Raw genomic sequence first — 17,788 nt, 5'->3', positions numbered from 1 at the left:
GGTAGATCCTCGTGAGCACTGTTCTGAAGCGTTTCTCGCTGGTCGGTGTGGCTGTGGCGCTCTTCGCCACCGGATGCGCGACCGGGCCCGCGAAGGCCAGTTCGGCCGCGATCGTCGGTGACCAGGCGATCGGCCTGCAGACCGTCCAGGACCGCACCGTGAAGGTGCTCAAGAAGGAGCCCGCGGCCCAGCAGATGCAGGACCAGGGCAAGCTCGACCAGGTCTCGAAGCTGGTGCTGGCCGACGAGATCAGCCACCGGCTCGCGGCCACCGCGGCGCAGCGCGAGAACATCACGGTCGACGAGACCAAGGTGTACGACGCGATCAGGGAGAAGGGTGGCGCCGAGGCCGCCGCCAAGCAGAGCGAGCAGGACGAGACCACGATCTACCGCCGTCAGCGCGACGTGCTGGTGATGGGTGAGCTCGCCCGCCGCAACCTCTCCACGCTCGAGATCGTGATCGACTTCTTCCAGGTCCAGGACCCGAAGGAAGCCAAGGACAAGGCGGCGGAGGTCACGGCCGACCCCTCGAAGATGTCGAGGTTCGTGCAGGAGGCCCCGCGCACCACCGGCGGCCAGCAGGCGTCCGCGACGAACCAGCGGGTCCGCGTCACCGAGAACCCGTCGCTGGTCCACACGATGCTGTGGGGCGTGCAGCCCGGCACCGTCGTAGCCTTCCCGGCCGACGAGCAGCAGTCCAGCTGGATGGTCGCGCTGGTCAAGGAGCGCAACAAGGTCTCGCCGACGCCGGGCGAGGAGGACCTGATCGAGCGCATCGACCCGCAGCTGCTCGCGGCGTTCGGCCTGCGGATCGCGCAGTTCCTGACCGCGGACCTGAAGATCGAGGTCAACCCCCGCTACGGCGTGTGGGACCCGACCAACGCGCAGGTCGTCGGCAACGCCGGTGAGCGGGCCGGTTTCGTCGGCGTGACCGAGGCCAAGAACAAGTCTTGATCACCGTCGTCGTCCTGAGCGAGCGGCTCGGCGCCGTGCTGCCCGCCGCTGCCCTGCCCGCGTTGCGCACGGCCGAGGCCGTCTACGCGGGCGAGGGCGTGCCCCTGGAGTTCTGGTCCGCGCTGGGTGTCGACGGGCCCGCGCCCGCCGTCGTCGAGGCCGGCGCGGTGGTGATCGCCACCTCGGCCGACGCCTACCCGGACGCTCACGTGATCACGACGCCGGAGCCGTTGGGAGCTGGGCTCCTCGACGCGGCCGCGGTCATGCACCGGCTGCGTTCGCCGGGCGGATGTCCGTGGGACGCCGAGCAAACGCACGACTCGTTGCGCCAGTACCTCGTGGAGGAGACCTTCGAGCTGCTGGAGGCGATCGAGGACGGCGACCGCGCGGCGATGCGCGAGGAGCTCGGCGACGTGCTCCTGCAGGTGTTGTTCCACGCGCGGGTCGCGGCCGAGGCCGCCGAGGACCCGTTCGACATCGACGCCGTCGCATCCGAACTGGTCGCGAAGCTCGTCGGCCGGCACCCGCACGTCTTCGAGGGCAACGACCCGGCCGTGCACGACGCCACCTCGCAGCAGCACCGCTGGGAGGAGCTCAAGCAGGCCGAGAAGCGACGTGAGTCCAGTGTGGACGGTGTCGCGCTGGGTCAGCCGGCCGTCGCGCTGGCCGCGAAGCTGGTGCAGCGGACCAAACGCGCGGGCTTCCCCGTCGACCTGCTGCCGGAGGGCGACGACACGGGCACGACGTTGTTCGCCGTGAGCGCGCTGGCCAAGCTCGCGGGCGAGGACCCGGAGACCGAACTGCGCCAGGTCTGCCGCCGTTTCGCCGCGAACGTGCGCGAGGCGGAGGCCAAGGCACGGGCCGAAGGTCTTGATTCTCTTGCGGCTGAGGACTGGCGGCGTTTTTTGCCCTCCTGAAACGGTGAGCGTGGGCTAACGTCGATCTCGTGACTTACCTGCGGTATCCGCACCTGCGCGGTGACTTGGTGACCTTCGTGGCCGAGGACGACGTGTGGCTCGCGCCCGTCGACGGAGGAAGGGCCTGGCGCGCGTCCGCTGATCAGGTCCCGGCCCGGACACCCCGGTTTTCCCCTGACGGCACGCATCTCGCGTGGGCCAGCGTGATCGACGGCGCTCCGGAAGTGCGCGTGGCGCCTGTGGACGGTGGCCCGGCACGCCGGTTGACGCACTGGGGCGTGGCCCGGACGGCCGTGTCCGGGTGGACGCCGGACGGGCGAGTGCTCGCCGTGTCGACCACAGGCCAGATGTCGAGGCACCGCAAGCAGGCGCACGCCGTCGCGCTGGACGGCAGGCCTGCCGAGGTGCTGCCGTACGGGTGGGTCAACGACGTCTCCTTCGGTCCGGACGGCCAGGTCGTCACGTCGTCCAGCTACATGCAGGAACCGGCGTGGTGGAAGCGGTACCGCGGCGGCACGGCGGGCAAGCTGTGGGTCGACGCCGACGGCTCCGGTGACTTCACCCGGATCCTGTCCGAGCTGAAGTCGCCACTGTCGAACCCGATGTGGGTCGACGGGCGGATCGTGTTCCTCTCCGACCACGAGGGTGTCGGCAGCCTGTACTCGGTGCTGCCGGACGGCACCGGCCTGCGCCGCCACTCGGAGGGCGAGTTCTACGCGCGCAACGCCTCCACCGACGGCTCACGGGTGATCTTCCACCAGGCCGGGGAACTGTGGCTGCTCGACGGCCTGGAGGACCTGCGCAAGCTCGACATCAAGCTCGGCGGCCCGCGCACCGGCCTGCAACCGCGTCACATCAAGGCTTCCGGCAACGTCGAGTCGTTCAGCGTCGACCACACCGGCCGCGCGTCGGCCGTCGAGGTCCGCGGTTCCGTGCACTGGGTGACGCATCGCGACGGCCCGGTCCGGGTGCTGGCCGACCGTTCCGACGTGCGGGCGCGGCTGCCGAAGGTGCTCGGCGAGACCGGTCACGTGGTGTGGGTGACCGACGTCGAGGGCGAGGAGGCGCTGGAGATCGCGCCCGTCGGCGGCGTCGAGCCGGGCAACACCGCTCGCCGCATCGCTTCCGGCGCGCTGGGGCGCGTCATGTCTTTGGCCGCCGCGCCGGACGGTGCGCGGGTCGCCGTTGCCACGCACGACGGCCGGTTGTTGTTGGTGGACATCACTTCCGGTGAGGTACGCGAGGTCGTCCGCGGGGCGAACGCGCACGTCACGCATCTCGCGTTCTCGCCCGATTCGGCTTGGCTGGCGTGGTCGGATCCCGGCCCGACTCCGTTGCGGCACATCAAGATGGTGAACGCGGCGGATCTGTCCGTTGTGGACGTGACGCCGCTGCGGTTCGCCGACTTCGCGCCGACCTTCACCGAGGACGGCAAGTACCTGGCGTTCCTGTCCATCCGGACGTTCGACCCGATCTACGACGCGCACGTGTTCGACCTGTCGTTCCCGACCGGTTGCCGTCCGCACCTCGTGCCGCTGGCCGCCACCACGCCGTCGCCGTTCGCCCCGATGCACGGCGGGCGCCCGGTCGGCGACGAGGACAAGGACTCCGAGGACGACGACGACAAGGCCCCGGTCACGAAGGTCGACCTCGAAGGCCTCGCCGACCGCGTCGTGCCGGTGCCCGTCGCGGCCGCCGACTACGTGTCCCTGAAGGCGGCTCGCGGCGGTCTGTTGTGGCTGCGCCGGCCGTTGCTCGGGGTGCTGGGCGACAACCTGGCCTCGCCGGACGCGCGCCCGCCGCGCACCGCTCTGGAGCGTTACGACTTCGGCAAGCAGAAGACCGAGTGCCTGGCGGACAGCGCGGAAGCGTTTGCGGTGTCCGGCGACGGCAAGCGGATGGTCGTCGAGGACCGCGGTGACCTGCGGGTCGTGCCGACCGACAGCAAGGCCGACGAGGACTCGGCCGACTACGTGGAGATCGACCTCTCCCGCGTGCGGGTCGTCGTCGAGCCCGCGCTCGAGTGGGCGCAGATGTACGCCGAGAACGGGCGTCTCATGCGCGACAACTTCTGGCGCACCGACATGGGCGGCGTCGACTGGCAGGGCGAACTCGACCGCTACCGCCCGCTGGTGGCCGGGGTGGGCAGCCACGACGACCTGGTCGACCTGCTGTGGGAGGTGCAGGGCGAGCTGGGCACCTCGCACGCCTACGTCTGGAGTTCGGCGCCGAACGTGCCCGCGTCCCGTCGTCAGGGGCTGCTGGGCGCAGACCTGGTCCGCTCCGGTTCGGACTGGATCGTCGAGCGCGTGATTCCGGGTGAGACGTCCGACCCGCACGCCCGTTCACCGCTGTGCGCGCCTGGTGTGGCCGTGCGCGCGGGGGATGCGCTTGTGGCCGTCGACGGTCGTCCGGTCGGTTTGGCCGGCCCCGGCCCGTTGCTGGTCGGGACCGCCGGCAAACCCGTCGAGCTGACCGTGCGCCCCGGTGGTGGTGGCGAGTTGCGTCGGGTCGTGGTGGTGCCACTGGCCGATGAGGAGCCACTGCGGTACCACGACTGGGTCGCCAACCGCCGTGCGTTCACGCACGCGCAGTCCGGTGGCCGTGTGGGCTACCTGCACGTTCCGGACATGATGGGCGCCGGCTGGGCGCAGCTGCACCGCGATCTGCGCGTCGAGCTGACTCGCGAGGCCCTGGTGCTGGACGTCCGCGAGAACGGCGGCGGGCACACCTCGCAGCTGGTGATCGAGAAGCTCGGCCGCAAGGTCATCGGCTGGTCGGTCGCCCGCGGGTACACGGCGTCCGAGTCCTATCCGCAGGACGCGCCACGCGGACCTGTCGTGGCGGTGGCCGACGAGTACGCCGGTTCCGACGGCGACATCGTCAACGTGGCCATCAAGGAACTCGGGATCGGCCCGGTTGTCGGCGTACGCACCTGGGGCGGCGTCATCGGCATCGACATGATGTACACGCTGGTCGACGGCACGCTGGTCACCCAGCCGAGGTACGCGTCCTACTTCAAGGGACACGGGTGGGCGGTGGAGAACTACGGCGTCGACCCCGACATCGAGGTGGTCATGACGCCCGCCGACCGCGTGTCCGGACGCGACCCGCAGCTGGAGAAGGCCGTCTCGCTGGCCCTGGAAACCCTGTCGTCTTCGCCTGCAGCTCACGCTCCGGAGTTGCCGCCGTTGGCATGACCACCCCATCGTGTGACTAAAGAACTGTGACGGACTGTTCCATGTGGACGATCAACCAGATGGAACAGTTCTCACCGTTCGGGGGTGTGCTGGAGATGAGTCACCGTGAAGAGCCGCGCAGTGGCCGTGGATGCTTCGGGGCCGTGGTCGTCGTGCCGTTCCTGGCGCTGGGCGGCATGTTCGCGTTGATCGCGCTGACGGGGTCGCCTTCGGAGGCGCCGTTGGCCGCGCCTCCGCCTTCCCGGCCTACTTCCCAGTGGTGGACCGAGCCCTTTGAGGATGGGATTTCGTTGTCCACCGTCACCGAGACCGTGATGGTGGAGGGGGCGGCTCGGGAGGTTCGGGCTGCTCGTACTGCCACGCAGACTCGGGTGGTCGGGTCCACCGTCACCGAGACTGTTCGGGTCAGTTCGGCGAAGTCTGTTGGTGTTGGGCGGAATGAGCCTGGCGAGCCCGAGGAGGAAGAGCCGGTTCCGTCGTCGGCTTCGCCGGTGGTCACCAGTTCCGTGGTTGTGTCCAGTGTGGAACCTGCTCCTCCTGCCGAGTCGCCTGCCGAGTCGCCTGGTTCCGCGCCGCCGGTCGAGGCTCCGCCTTCTTCCACGCCTCGGGCTGAGGATCCGGTTTCGCCTGTTGTCACGCCGCCGGTCACCTCGCCAGTCACGCCGCCGGTCACCTCACCTGTTGTGCCGCCCTGTGATCGGGCTGAGCCTCCTGTTGAGGAGGCTGAGGTTCTGGTTGAGGTGTTGGTGGTTTCCCCCGTGGGTGGTTGAGGGGGCCCTGCCTCAGCGTGTTTGGTGCGTTACTGCGGGATGCTTGCCCGCGCGTAGGCGTCGGCTCCGCTGAACACGTTTTGGCCGTACTCCACGGAGTTGTTGTACGCGAGCACTGCCGCCCACCAGCCCTGCCCGGTCCCCAGGTCTCGCGCGCCGCCTCCGCAGAGGTAGCGGGCTGCTGTCAGGGCGGCGTCGTCGATGTTCTGCGGGTCGGCTGAGAGGCCGTCGCCGGCCGCTCGTTTCGCCCAGCGGTTCCAGGTGCCTGGGATGAACTGCATCGGGCCCACCGCGCGGTCCCAGGTGGTGTCGCCGTCCAGGCGGCCACCGTCGGTGTCGTTGATCGCCTTGACGCCCGGACCGCCGTCCAGGGGGATGCCGATGATCGGCCGGGACGGCAGGCCGTTCTCCTGCAGGCGGGCGCCGTTGATGTTGCCGTGGTGCGACTCGACCCTGCCGATGCCCGCCAGGGTCGCCCAGCTGATGCGGCAGGCCGGGGCCTCTCGTTGCATCGCCAGGTCTGCCTGCGCGTAGGCGTGCAGGGCTCGGGCCGGGATGTCGGTCTTCGACGCCACTCGCGTCGCCCATTCGGCCAACGGGTCGGCGGTTGCCGTGGTGCCAGGGGAGGCGGCGCTGCCCGGCGCTGCCGCGCCCGGTTCCACCTGCTGGATCGGGACGGGGAACGGGGGTGGGCTCAAGGGGGCCGCGTCCCTGCGGTTCAGGGCGCCCAGACCCCACGCACCTGCGGCGACCACGACTATCAGCAGCAGCACCAGGACGATACGGCCGAAGATGTTGCCGGAGCGGTTGCGGCGGGCGGATTCCTGGACTGGGGGCGGCGGGACCACGGGACCCAGGCTACGTGCTCCGCGCCAGTGGCGACGGGGTGAAGCGTGATCAGTTCCCCAGGGCCAGCCGGGCTTTGACCTCTCCGAGCGCTTCCTGGTACTCCGGTGACGGGTTCATCGCCACCGCCATCCGGAGCTGGGCGAGCGCCTCGGTGAGACGGTTCTGGCGTTGCAGCGTCCTGCCGAGCGCGAACCGCGCGTAGTGATCGCTCGGATCGAGGTCGAGCACCTTCCGGAACGCCTCTTCGGCCCGGTTGAGCTGCGCGGACCCGAGATAGGCCCGGCCCGCGAGCAACTGCACGGACGGCGCCTCGCCGGCCTCGTCCAGCACCTTCCGCAGTTCGCGCAGCGCGTCGAGCGGCCTGCGCTGTGCCATCAACGCCTCGGCCTTCCGAAACGCCTCGAAGGTGCCGTCCGTCATTCGATCAACGCTACCTACCGCCTGCCGGTTCTTCGACTGCCGTCCGGGCGACAGAACTCGATTGAGTGGCCGTGCCGAGCCAGCACGCACCGAACCCGAGCACCAGACCGGCCACGACCCCGCCCGTCGGCACCTGCCCGAGCAGCGGCCACGCGATCAACGCCGTGACGGACGGGACCACAGAGGACAGCGTGGTCATCGCCGCCGCCCCGCCCGTGCGGACGCCGACGAGGAACAGCGACGCCCCACCCATCGAGTTGACGAGCACGAGGAACACCAGCGTCAGCCAGAGTTGCCGCCAGTCGGTCACGCCGGCGCTCTCGGTCAGCGCCAGCAACCCCACCACCGGCACCGACACGGCATGCTGAACGGCGTTGCCGGTGCGGAAGTCCGTGTCGCGGCAGAACCTCTGCTGGTACACGCCACCCGCGACGAACCCGAGCATGCCGAGCACGGTGAACACCGCGCCCGTTCCGAACGACCCGAGCCGGTCCCACAACGCCGCCAGCACCGCCGCGACGCCGAGCAGCAGGCCGGCGACCTGCCTGAGTCCAATTCGGACACGGAACACCCAGGCAGCCACCACCGCCGTGAGCACCGGCGTGCACGAGATGACCAACGCGGTCACGGACGCCGGCACGCCCATCCGCAGCCCGAGGTACACGCCGGAGAACTGACACGCCTGCACCAGCAACCCGGCGACGCAGGTGTGCACGAGCTGCCGTCCGCGCGGCCAGCTCGCGCTGGTCACCAGGGCCACGACCGCCATCAGCGCGGCGGCGACGGTGAACCGGATGGTGGTCATCAGGAACGGCGGCGCCACGGCCACGGCGAGGGCGCCGACCGGGTAGCCGGACGCCCAGACCAGCACCGTCACCGCCGCGAAGCCGGGTTTGATCCGCACGGCCCCCAGCACTACCAGCCGGATGGGTTCGGAGCGAGCTTTTCGTGCCACGCCCCGGCCATCCGGCGAACCGCCTCGGTGATGATCTCCGGTGAGGTCGCGAGGTTCATCCGGACGAAACCGGCACCGCCCGTGCCGAACGGGATCCCGGAGTTCAGCGCGACCTTGCCGCGCTTGAGGAACGTCCTGGCCGGGTCGTCGCCGAGTTCGCGGCAGTCCAGCCAGGCGAGGTACGTGCCCTGGCCGGGGGAGTAGCGCACGGCGGGGAGCTGTTCGGCGAGCAGGCCGGTGAGCAGTTCCCGGTTCTCCCGCAGGCCTTCCAGCAGGGTGTCCAGCCAGTCGGCGCCCTTCTCGTACGCCGCGGTGTGGGCGAGGATCCCGACGTGACTCGGTCCGTGGCTCACCTCCTCGGGCAGCCTCTTCAGGTCGTCGGCGGCGTCGGGCCCGGCGATGGCGAGCGCGGCCTTGAGCCCGGCGAGGTTCCACGCCTTCGAGGCGGACATCAACGACAGCCCGTCGTCCGCGACGCTGAGGTACGGCACGAAGCCCGCGGTGGTGAGAGGCGCGTGGATCTCGTCCGCCACCACGCGGATGCCGTGGGCACGGGCCAGCCGCGCGACTTCCTGCAGTTCGGCGGCGGTGTGCACGGTGCCGGTCGGGTTCTGCGGGTTGCACAGCAGGTACACCGCACCCCGGCCGGCCCGCACGAACGCCGCCTCCAGCGCGGCGAAGTCGATCCGCGCGTCCGCCCCCAGCGGGGCCTCGACCGCCTGGCGTCCCAGCGACTCGACGAACTGGTAGAAGGGCGGGTAGACCGGGCAGTTGACGACGACGGGCGCGTCCCGGTGCGAGACCAGCCGGAACATCTCGACCACGCCGAGCATCACGTCCGGCACGATCGCCGTGCGTTCGACGGCGGGCTCCCAGCCCCAACGCCGCTTCGCGAACCCGGCCAGCGCCTCGGCGTAGGCGGTCCCGCTGGGATAGCCGGTGTCGCCTCGCCGCACGGCGTCGGTGATCGCCTCGGCGACGGGTTCGGCGAGCAGGACGTCCATCTCGGCCACCCACACGGGCAGCACGTCCTCGGGGTAGTGCCGCCACTTCATGCTCGTGCGGCGCCTCAGTTGGTCCAGGGTCAGCTGACGTAACGGATTCGCGCTGCTCATGGGGCAAAAGCTAGGGGAACTCAGGGGCAAGGTGTTTGCGTTCTTTGCTCATGGACGCCGTGGACCGCAAGATTCTTGCCGAACTGCAGCGCGACGGACGGATCACCGTCACCGACCTGGCCCAGCGCGTGCAGCTCAGCATCTCGCGCTGCCAGCGCCGCCTGCGCGAACTGGAACGCGACGGCGTCATCCACGGCTACCGGGCGGTGGTGGACGCGGCGGCGCTCGGGTTCGGGTTCGAGGCCCTCGTCTTCGCCAAGGTGCGCCTGGACACCATGGCCGACTTCGACAGCGCCCTGGTCGACGTGCCGAACGTCGTGGAGGCGCAACGGTTGTTCGGCAGCCCCGACTACCTGCTGCGCGTGGTCACCGCGGATCTGGCGTCGTACCAGCGGCTGTACGAGGAGACGCTGGCGAAGCTGCCCGGGGTGCGCGGGCTGACCTCGACGATCGTGATGAAGCAGGTGATCGGGCCGCGCCCGTTGCCGACGAGTTCGTGAGACGGGAAGCGCGGAATGCCCGCGGGCGTTGTCACGTTGCATGAGCCTGCGCTTCTCACTGATGGGTCCGGTACGAGCCTGGCGCGACGACGAGGAGATCGATCTGGGCCCGCGGCAACAGCGGGCGGTGCTGGCGGCGTTGCTGCTGAACAACGGCATCCGGCTGAGCAACGACCAGCTGATCGGCATGGTCTGGGACGACCCGACGCCGAGCGCGGTGATGGCGCTGCGGACGTACATGTACAAGATCCGCAAGGCCGTGCCCGAACTCGACCTGAAGTCCAAGGACGGCGGCTACACGCTCCGGGCCGAGATCTTCGACGACTGCCGCGACGAGCCGCTCGAAGGCCTGAGCAGCACCTACTTCGAGGCCCAGCGGGTCAGGATCGCCAACGAGCGGTTGCAGTGCCGCGAAGCCATGCTCGAACGCGAGATGGACGTCCTCGAACTGCAGAAGCACGTCGCCGCCTTCCCGCTCAGGGAACGGACGCGTGCTCTTCTCATGCAGGCCCTCTACCGCGACGGCAGGCAGGCCGATGCGTTGGAGCAGTTCCATCAGGCGCGGGCTCTCCTGAACGAGCAGCTCGGCCTCGAACCGGGGCCTGAGTTACGCGAGGTGCACGCGCAGATCCTCCGGGGCGAGCTGAACCTGGCGCGCCGGCCCGAGCAACTGCCGCCCGGCCTGCCCGACTTCACCGGCCGCACGGCCGAGATCGCACTGGCACTGCGGACCCTCCCGCGCACGGTCGGCATCACCGGCATGCACGGCAGCGGCAAGACGGCGCTGGCCACTCATGTCGCGCATCTCGCCAAGCACGGCTATCCCGACGGGCAGATCTTCGTCCGGGGCAAGGACGTCGCCAACGAGTTGCTGCGTGCGGTCGGCGTCGAGAACCCTCACGGCGACAAAGCCGCGCTGTGGCGGGAAAAGACGCGCGGCAAGCGGTTCCTGATCGTCGTCGACGACGTCCACGACCCCGCCCAGATCGCGGAGCTCCACACGCCCGGCTCGGCCATGATCTTCACGAGTGTGCGCAGGTGGAACGAGCTGGCCGGCGTGACCTGGCTGAAGGTCGCCGGACTGACCGAGGCGGAGGCGAACCAGTTCTTCCGCAAGGTCCTCGACCCCGCCAGGGCCGATGTCGAGGTCGGCGTCACGGACGAGGTGCTGGCGCGCATCTCGTACCTGCCGAACCCCATCCGCGTGCTCGGCGGCAAGCTCACCGGTCGCCCGAACTGGACCGTGGCGATGCTGCTGGCCCAGATGAAGCGGGAGACGCAGCTCGGCGACGCCATTCCGTCCGACTGCATGGCCGTGCTGGCACCGATGATCAAGGCGGAGCAGCAGCTCACCGAGCAGGAACGCCACCTGCTGCAGTGCTTCGCGCGCCGCGACGCGGACGTGATCGACGTGTGCGAGGCGGCGGAGATGTCGGGCGCCGACCCCGGCTCGATCGAGTACGCGCTGGAGGCGCTCGCCGACGTGCACCTGATCGAACCGCTGGTGCTCGGCCGGTACCGGCTGCCGTATTTCGTGCGGATGTACTTCGGGTGGCGTGCACCCGCGCTGACCAGCTGATTCATCCGGAATTTATGGTCTGACGATCCGGCGTCGGCAAGTTCGGAGACATGTCAACCAAGGAACTCGCAGGCAAGAAGGCCCTCGTCACCGGCGCCACCTCCGGCATCGGCCGCTCCATCGCGGTCAAGCTCGCGGAGGCGGGGGCCACCGTCTACATCACCGGTCGCCGCGCGGAGCTCGGCAAGGAGACCGTCGCGCTGATCGAGCAGGCCGGCGGCACCGGTCACTTCATCGTCTCGGACGTCGCCGGCGTCGACGACGTCCGCAAGCTCGCCGAGGAGGTCGGCGACGTCGACGTGCTCGTGAACAACGCCGGCATCTTCCCGTTCTCGCCGACGGCCGAACAGTCCGTCGACGTCTACCAGCAGGTGTTCGACGTCAACGTCCGCGGCACCTACTTCCTCACCGCCGCCCTCGCCCCGGCGATGGTCGCCAAGGGCAAGGGCTCGATCGTCAACGTCTCGTCGATCGCGGCCGTGGTCGGCACGCCGGTCGGCTCCGTCTACAACGCCTCCAAGGCCGCGATGGACGCGTTGACCCGCTCGTGGGCCGTCGAGTTCGGTCCCGCCGGCGTCCGCGTGAACTCCGTGGCGCCCGGCCCGATCGCCACCGACAAGGCCCTGGCGGAAGCCGGTGAGGTGTTCGACGCGATCGCGAAGGACCTTCCCCTCCAGCGCGTCGGTCAGCCCGACGAGATCGCGGAAGCCGTGCTGTTCCTGGCTTCCGAGAAGGCCAGTTTCATCACGGGCTCGGTCATCACGGCCGACGGCGGCTACGTCGCGAGCTGAGCCAGCACGGTCCGCAGGGACGAGGGCGACTCGACGTGCACGTTGTGGCCTGCGCCGGGGAACATCACCGGCTCGGGCACCAGCTCCCGCAGGTGTTCCTGGGGGCTCATCGGGTCGTTCTCGCCCGCCGCCAGCACGACGTGGGCCTGCGCGGCCATGATCAGCCCGGCCATGTCCGGCCGGCCCACGCCGAAGGCCCCCATGTCCAGTGACGGCGCCCATCCACCGTCCACTTCGGACACGCCGTGCTCCAGTCGCACACCCGCCATCTTCGATGCCCGCTCGACGGCTTCCTCTTCGGTGGCGAAGACCTTCCCGGGCTTGGCGGCGAGCGCGGCCGCCTTCTGCAGTTCCTCGTCGGTCCACCGCACCTTGATCCCGACGCCGACGCACGTGGTCACCTCGACCCCGAACCACCCGCTCGCCAGCGCCAGCCCGACCACGCCGCCCAGCGAGTGCCCGACCACCGTGACGGGCTCGCGCGGGATGGCGTCGGCGACCGCCGCCGCGAGTGAGCCGAACGAGTACCGGCCGAGCCGGTTCGAACGGCCGTGACCAGGCAGATCCGGCACGAGCCAGCTGCCTTCCCAGTCCTCCACGACGTCCTGCCACACCTCGCCGGTCGCGCCCAGCCCGTGCAGCAGCACCAGCAACGGCCCGTTTCCACCACGTTCGACATGAAGCACGTCAGAATCCGTTCTATGCCCAGGACCGATGCCGACCTCATCGTCGACCCGGACACGTATACCTCGGGAGTCCCGCACGACGCACTAACCCGGCTGCGTGAGAAGAACGTGGTGCGCATCGACGACTTCTGGGCGGTCTTCCGCCACGAGGACGTCCGAACGGTGCTGAAGACACCCGCTGTCTTCTCCTCGCACCGCGGCGCCACCCAGATCCGCGACCCGCAGCCCTCGGACCTGGCCTACGTCCAACGCATGATGCTCAACCAGGACCCGCCCTCGCACACGCGGCTAAGACGCATGCTGACCAGGGCGTTCACGCCTCGCGCGGTGGCGCGCCTGGAAGACCGCATCCGCGCGAACGCCCGCGAGATCATCGCCAACCCGTCCGGCGACTTCGCGCACGACGTCGCCGACCTGCCGCTGCTGACGTTGGCCGACGTCTTCGGCGTCCCGCGTCAGGACAGAGCGCTGCTCTACGACTGGAGCAACCGCGTGATCGGCTTCCAGGACCCCGACTACGCCCTGTCGTCCAGTTCCACCGCCGGCATGACCGACATGGCGTTGGAGGCGCTCCAACTCCGCCCGGACGACGGCCGCGACCCGCGCGCACGGGATGGCATGCCCGACCTCTACGCCTATGCGCACGCACTGGGTTCCTACAAGCGCGCACACCCGTCCGACGACGTGCTGAGCAACCTCATGCGGGAAGACATCTCCATCGAGGAGTTCGAGAACCTCTTCTGGCTGTTCTCCGTGGCGGGCAACGAAACCCTGCGCAACGGCATCCCCGGCGGCATGATCGCGCTGCTCGAACACCCCGGCCAGTACGCACGCCTGCGCGCCGACCGTTCGCTGCTCGACACGGCGGTAGAGGAGATGCTGCGGTGGTGGACGCCGGTCATGCACTTCCGCCGCACGGCTGCGCGGGACACGTCGTTGTCCGGGCAGGAGATCAAGGCAGGGGACAAGGTCGTCGTCTGGTTCTCGTCCGCCAACCGCGATGAGAGAGCTTTCACCGAACCGGCCAGGTTCGACGTGGGGCGGCGGGAGGGCGACCACCTGAGCTTCGGGCACGGGCCGCACTTCTGCCTCGGAGCGCAGCTGGCCAGGACCCAGATGCGGGCGATCTTCGACGCGGTCCTGGACCTTTCTGGCACGATTCAGTTGGATGGCGGCGTCGACAGGCTGCGGTCGAACTTCCAAAACGGCGTCAAGCACCTGCCTGTCAGCTGGCCCAAGTAGGCTCGTCGCGAGACGAGACGCAGGAGAAACAGGGAGCGCAAGTGGCGGTCATCGAACAGGTCGGAGCACGCGAGATCCTGGACTCGCGCGGCAACCCCACCGTCGAGGTCGAGGTGGCGCTGGACGACGGCACGCTGGAGCGTGCGGCTGTTCCGTCCGGTGCTTCGACCGGTGAGCACGAGGCGGTGGAGCTGCGGGACGGCGACGCCAAGCGGTACCTGGGCAAGGGTGTCGAGCGCGCGGTCACCGCGGTGCTCGACGAGATCGGCCCGGAGCTGGTCGGCATCGAGGCCGTCGAGCAGCGCATCGTCGACCAGAAGCTCGTCGATCTGGACGGCACGCCGGACAAGGGGCGGCTCGGGGCCAACGCGATCCTCGGTGTGAGCCTCGCGGTCGCGAAGGCGGCGGCGACGAGCTCCGGCCTGGAGCTGTTCCGCTACATCGGCGGACCGAACGCGCACGTGCTGCCGGTGCCGATGCTGAACATCCTCAACGGTGGCTCGCACGCCGACACCGAGGTGGACATCCAGGAGTTCATGATCGCGCCGATCGGCGCGGAGACGTTCCGCGAGGGTCTGCGCTGGGGCACCGAGGTCTACCACGCGCTGAAGTCCGTGCTGAAGAGCAAGGGTCTCGCCACGGGTCTGGGTGACGAGGGTGGCTTCGCGCCGTCCCTCGGCAGCAACCGCGACGCGCTCGACCTGATCCTCGAGGCCATCGAGAAGGCCGGGTACCGGGCGGGCCGTGACATCGCGCTCGCGCTCGACGTGGCCGCCACGGAGTTCTTCTCCGACGGCGCCTACACGTTCGAGAAGAACAAGCGGTCCGCCGAGCAGATGATCGGCTACTACTCCGAGCTGGTCCGCGACTACCCGATGGTGTCCATCGAGGACCCGCTGTCCGAGGACGACTGGGACGGCTGGGTCCAGATGACCGCCGAGCTGGGCGAGAAGGTCCAGATCGTCGGCGACGACCTGTTCGTCACGAACCCGGAGCGCCTGGAGGAGGGCATCTCCCGCCGCGCCGCCAACGCGCTGCTGGTGAAGGTCAACCAGATCGGCACGCTGTCCGAGACGCTCGACGCGGTCTCGCTGGCCACGTCGTACGGCTACAAGTCGATGATGTCGCACCGCTCGGGCGAGACCGAGGACACGACCATCGCCGACCTCGCCGTCGCGACCGGTGCCGGCCAGATCAAGACCGGCGCCCCGGCCCGTGGTGAGCGCACCGCGAAGTACAACCAGCTCCTGCGCATCGAGGAGAGCCTCGGCGACGCGGCGCGCTACGCGGGCGAGCTCGCGTTCCCGCGCTACACGCCGGAGAGCTGAGAGGCTGTAAGGCATGGCCGAGCGCGCGCGTCGTCCCCGCCGCCCCCGCGAAGAGCGGGAGGCGAGGCCCGCACGCGCGCGGAAGCCTCCCCGTCCCAAGGCGCCGTCGCGGCGCAGTGAGGGCACGGGTGGCGCGTTCGGAATGACCGGTACGCGGCGGGCCGCGATGTTCGCGATGGTGCTGTGCGCACTCGCGCTGAGCATCGCGGTCCCGTTGCGGACCTACCTCTCGCAGCGCGACGAGCTGCGCGACGTGGGAGCCGAGCAGCAGAAGCTGCGCGAGACGGTCGCCGCGCTGGAGAAGCGCAAGTCGGAACTGCAGGACCCGGCGTACGTGGAGATCGAGGCGCGCAAGCGGCTGCACTGGGTGCGGCCGGGCGAGACGCCCTACATCGTGCAACTGCCGGGTGACGAAGGTCGCAACACGGAGACGGAGAGGCCGTCGGGCAAGCAGGCGGCAGAAGGGTCCTGGTACGAGGAACTGTGGGAATCGGTGACGCACAAGTAAGTGCTGCTGACCTGGAAACGGTCGCTCAGCAGCTCGGCCGCACGCCGCGCGGGACCCGTGCGATCGCCTCGCGGTGCCCCAGCGGGCACCCGAACGTCGTGCAGACGGCGCCGCGGCTGCCCGACGGGACGCCGTTCCCGACGCTGTACTACCTGACCTGTCCCAAGCTGAACTCCCTGGTCAGCACGCTCGAAGGCGGCGGGCTGATGAAGGAGCAGCAGGAGCGCCTGGCCACGGACGCGGACCTCGCGGCCGCCTACCAGCGCGCGCACGAGTCGTACCTCGCGGAACGCGACGCCATCGAGTCGCTGGGCACCCAGGTCACCGCGGGCGGCATGCCGGTCAGGGTCAAGTGCCTGCACGTGCACGTCGCACACGCCCTCGCGAAGGGCCCGGGGGTCAACCCCATGGGCGACGAGGCACTGGCGATCCTGGGCGAGCAGGGGCTGTGGCCCGCAGGTGAATGTTCGGCGAGTTAACAGTCAACGGAACCGAACACACGCTTCACTCCGTCTTGGGTACACCTAGGCTTCGTAGTGGGGCAGGGTGGGACCGGGGGCGTTCGCCGTAACTGCAGGACGGCGAGCCGCGATGACGCACGAGAGGTGAGTATTCGTGGCAATGGCCAAACTGCGTGGTCCGTCGGCGTTGAGCCCTAGGCAAAAGGGCTTCGCCGTCGCCGCGCTGGCTGCGATGCTCGCCCCAGCGATGATCGTCGGCACCAAGCTCGTCGACTGGGTCAACCTCGCCAAGCACGATGACATCGCTGTCTCCTTAGGCCCCGCCGACGTCTTCGGCGCCCTGCACCGCGACCCGTCCGAGCTGGGCGCGACCGGCCGCCTGCCGCTGTCCGAGGAACTGAGCGCCGCGCTGCTCGCCGACCTCGAGGACGGCACCATCGACGAGGGCGACCTCGACGACGGCAGCCTGCTCGACGACGTCGCCGGCGTCCACGACATCCCGGGCGTGATGGTGGAGGCCTACCTCCGCGCCGAGGACAAGATGGCCGAGCTGGTCCCCGGCTGCAACCTCGACTGGGCGCTGCTCGCGGGCATCGGCAAGGTCGAGTCGAACCACGCCAACAGCGGCCGCGTGAACGCCGTAGGCGACGCCAACCCCAAGATCCTCGGCCCGGTCCTCAACGGTGCCCCCGGCATGGCCGCGATCCGTGACACCGACGGCGGTCGCCTCGACGGCGACACCACCTGGGACCGCGCGGTCGGCCCGATGCAGTTCATCCCCGCGACGTGGGCGAGCTTCGGCGGCGACCTGAACGACGACGGCACCGTCAACCCGAACAACATCTACGACGCCGCCCTGGGCGCCGGCCGCTACCTCTGCTCGGGCGGCGGCGACCTGACGAAGCAGGAAGACCGCGCCGCCGCCGTCTTCCGCTACAACCGCTCCACGACGTACGTCGAGACGGTCCTCAAGTGGGCCAAGCAGTACAGCGAGAACGTCGACACGCTGCCGCTGCTGCCGGACACCGGCAACAACGTGCAGAACCCGCAGCCAGGCAACGGGAACACCGGTAACCCGCCGAACAACGGCAACGGGAACACCGGCAACCCGACCACCGACCCGACGACGACCACCACGACCACGACCACTACGACGACTACGCCTCCGTCGAACTGCCCGACCACGACGACAGGCACCACCTCGTCCACCACGTCGTCGACCACGACCACCACCACGCCGCCGCCGTCGACGTGCCCGACGACGACCACTACGACGCCGTCAACCACGACCACGACCACCACCACCACGACGACCACGGCGACCAACCCGCCGCAGACGGAGCCGTCGACTCCGCCGCAGCAGTCGTCGTCCGCGGGCAGCAGCGCCAACAGTTCGGCGCCGTCGACGTCGCAGAGCTTGCTAACGAGTACGCCCAGCTGACACGGCGTGTCGGGTTGGAACGATTCCAACTCGTACTTCGTTCGGGGCGATTCGGGCAGAAACGTTGGAGTGA

At 69.6% G+C, this 17,788-nt stretch carries 17 protein-coding genes; 12 read left to right on the top strand and 5 right to left on the bottom strand.

Features of this window, described 5'->3' with window-relative positions; translation table 11 throughout:
- Window positions 1–11 precede the first annotated feature (11 nt).
- The 4 genes from BLR21_RS19720 to BLR21_RS19705 are packed head-to-tail and all read left to right on the top strand — an operon-like array spanning window position 12 to window position 5,840.
- Complete coding sequence (locus BLR21_RS19720; protein WP_090007295.1) at window positions 12–953, top strand: hypothetical protein; 942 nt, start codon at window positions 12–14, stop codon at window positions 951–953.
- On the top strand, window positions 950–1,870 hold the full coding sequence (locus tag BLR21_RS19715; RefSeq protein ID WP_090007294.1) for a nucleoside triphosphate pyrophosphohydrolase: 921 nt from the start codon (window positions 950–952) through the stop codon (window positions 1,868–1,870). Before BLR21_RS19720 ends, BLR21_RS19715 begins: the two co-directional genes overlap by 4 nt.
- 29 nt (window positions 1,871–1,899) lie before the next feature.
- Complete coding sequence (locus tag BLR21_RS19710; RefSeq protein WP_090007293.1) at window positions 1,900–5,070, top strand: S41 family peptidase; 3,171 nt, start codon at window positions 1,900–1,902, stop codon at window positions 5,068–5,070.
- 41 nt (window positions 5,071–5,111) lie between these two features.
- A complete protein-coding gene (locus BLR21_RS19705) occupies window positions 5,112–5,840 on the top strand; it encodes a hypothetical protein (RefSeq protein ID WP_143027775.1) in 729 nt (242 codons plus the stop codon).
- 29 nt (window positions 5,841–5,869) lie between these two features.
- Here the strand turns inward: BLR21_RS19705 and BLR21_RS19700 are convergent, their stop codons facing one another.
- From BLR21_RS19700 to BLR21_RS19685, 4 genes are read right to left on the bottom strand one after another with little or no spacing between them, the layout of a single operon-like run.
- Window positions 5,870–6,688 carry a lysozyme family protein gene (locus tag BLR21_RS19700; protein ID WP_090007291.1) on the bottom strand — a complete coding sequence of 273 codons (819 nt, stop codon included), beginning with the start codon at window positions 6,686–6,688 and terminating at the stop codon, window positions 5,870–5,872.
- A gap of 49 nt (window positions 6,689–6,737) precedes the next feature.
- On the bottom strand, window positions 6,738–7,109 hold the full coding sequence (locus BLR21_RS19695; protein WP_090007290.1) for a tetratricopeptide repeat protein: 372 nt from the start codon (window positions 7,107–7,109) through the stop codon (window positions 6,738–6,740).
- 10 nt (window positions 7,110–7,119) lie between these two features.
- The gene (locus BLR21_RS19690) at window positions 7,120–8,013 is read right to left on the bottom strand and encodes a DMT family transporter (protein WP_176929707.1); all 894 of its coding nucleotides are present in this window, start codon (window positions 8,011–8,013) and stop codon (window positions 7,120–7,122) included.
- An 11-nt stretch (window positions 8,014–8,024) separates the two neighbouring features.
- Entirely contained in the window at window positions 8,025–9,179 is a 1,155-nt protein-coding gene (locus BLR21_RS19685; RefSeq protein ID WP_090007288.1) for a MalY/PatB family protein, read from the bottom strand.
- Window positions 9,180–9,229: 50 nt separating this feature from the next.
- Here BLR21_RS19685 and BLR21_RS19680 point away from each other — a divergent pair, with 50 nt between their 5' ends.
- The 3 genes from BLR21_RS19680 (at window position 9,230) to BLR21_RS19670 (ending at window position 12,049) form a co-directional block, all read left to right on the top strand.
- Entirely contained in the window at window positions 9,230–9,679 is a 450-nt protein-coding gene (locus BLR21_RS19680) for an Lrp/AsnC family transcriptional regulator (RefSeq protein ID WP_090007287.1), read from the top strand.
- 61 nt (window positions 9,680–9,740) lie between these two features.
- Entirely contained in the window at window positions 9,741–11,258 is a 1,518-nt protein-coding gene (locus BLR21_RS19675) for an AfsR/SARP family transcriptional regulator (RefSeq protein ID WP_176929706.1), read from the top strand.
- Between the two features lie 50 nt (window positions 11,259–11,308).
- Entirely contained in the window at window positions 11,309–12,049 is a 741-nt protein-coding gene (locus BLR21_RS19670; RefSeq protein ID WP_090007285.1) for an SDR family NAD(P)-dependent oxidoreductase, read from the top strand.
- Here the strand turns inward: BLR21_RS19670 and BLR21_RS19665 are convergent.
- Entirely contained in the window at window positions 12,034–12,735 is a 702-nt protein-coding gene (locus BLR21_RS19665; protein WP_090007284.1) for an alpha/beta fold hydrolase, read from the bottom strand. The genes BLR21_RS19670 and BLR21_RS19665 overlap by 16 nt on opposite strands.
- Window positions 12,736–12,750: 15 nt before the next feature.
- Here BLR21_RS19665 and BLR21_RS19660 point away from each other — a divergent pair, with 15 nt between their 5' ends.
- The 5 genes from BLR21_RS19660 to BLR21_RS42575 all read left to right on the top strand — a co-directional run bounded on the left by BLR21_RS19660 (window position 12,751) and on the right by BLR21_RS42575 (window position 17,715).
- Window positions 12,751–13,977 (top strand): cytochrome P450, encoded by a 1,227-nt coding sequence (locus BLR21_RS19660; RefSeq protein WP_090007283.1) that lies wholly within the window; start codon window positions 12,751–12,753, stop codon window positions 13,975–13,977.
- A gap of 41 nt (window positions 13,978–14,018) precedes the next feature.
- On the top strand, window positions 14,019–15,305 hold the full coding sequence (gene eno / locus BLR21_RS19655) for a phosphopyruvate hydratase (protein ID WP_030482071.1): 1,287 nt from the start codon (window positions 14,019–14,021) through the stop codon (window positions 15,303–15,305).
- Window positions 15,306–15,318: 13 nt separating this feature from the next.
- Window positions 15,319–15,813 carry an FtsB family cell division protein gene (locus BLR21_RS19650; protein WP_245816708.1) on the top strand — a complete coding sequence of 165 codons (495 nt, stop codon included), beginning with the start codon at window positions 15,319–15,321 and terminating at the stop codon, window positions 15,811–15,813.
- A complete protein-coding gene (locus BLR21_RS19645; protein ID WP_256334798.1) occupies window positions 15,789–16,292 on the top strand; it encodes a DUF501 domain-containing protein in 504 nt (167 codons plus the stop codon). Before BLR21_RS19650 ends, BLR21_RS19645 begins: the two co-directional genes overlap by 25 nt.
- A gap of 142 nt (window positions 16,293–16,434) precedes the next feature.
- Window positions 16,435–17,715, top strand: coding sequence for a lytic transglycosylase domain-containing protein (locus BLR21_RS42575; protein WP_420843900.1), 1,281 nt, complete (start codon window positions 16,435–16,437; stop codon window positions 17,713–17,715).
- Window positions 17,716–17,788: the final 73 nt, after the last annotated feature.

It is taken from the genome of Lentzea albidocapillata subsp. violacea, from assembly GCF_900100275.1.
GTDB classification, from domain to species: Bacteria; Actinomycetota; Actinomycetes; order Mycobacteriales; family Pseudonocardiaceae; genus Lentzea; species Lentzea violacea.
This window is presented reverse-complemented; position numbering and strand designations above follow the sequence as displayed.

Excerpts from the sequence above, each read along its gene's own strand:
- BLR21_RS19705 (WP_143027775.1), top strand. The coding sequence starts at position 5,112 with ATGTGGACGATCAACCAGATGGAACAGTTCTCACCGTTCGGGGGTGTG.
- BLR21_RS19695 (WP_090007290.1), bottom strand. The coding sequence starts at position 7,109 with ATGACGGACGGCACCTTCGAGGCGTTTCGGAAGGCCGAGGCGTTGATG.
- BLR21_RS19685 (WP_090007288.1), bottom strand. The coding sequence starts at position 9,179 with ATGAGCAGCGCGAATCCGTTACGTCAGCTGACCCTGGACCAACTGAGG.
- BLR21_RS19680 (WP_090007287.1), top strand. The coding sequence starts at position 9,230 with ATGGACGCCGTGGACCGCAAGATTCTTGCCGAACTGCAGCGCGACGGA.
- BLR21_RS19675 (WP_176929706.1), top strand. The coding sequence starts at position 9,741 with ATGGGTCCGGTACGAGCCTGGCGCGACGACGAGGAGATCGATCTGGGC.
- BLR21_RS19670 (WP_090007285.1), top strand. The coding sequence starts at position 11,309 with ATGTCAACCAAGGAACTCGCAGGCAAGAAGGCCCTCGTCACCGGCGCC.
- BLR21_RS19660 (WP_090007283.1), top strand. The coding sequence starts at position 12,751 with ATGCCCAGGACCGATGCCGACCTCATCGTCGACCCGGACACGTATACC.
- BLR21_RS19650 (WP_245816708.1), top strand. The coding sequence starts at position 15,319 with ATGGCCGAGCGCGCGCGTCGTCCCCGCCGCCCCCGCGAAGAGCGGGAG.
- BLR21_RS42575 (WP_420843900.1), top strand. The coding sequence starts at position 16,435 with ATGGCCAAACTGCGTGGTCCGTCGGCGTTGAGCCCTAGGCAAAAGGGC.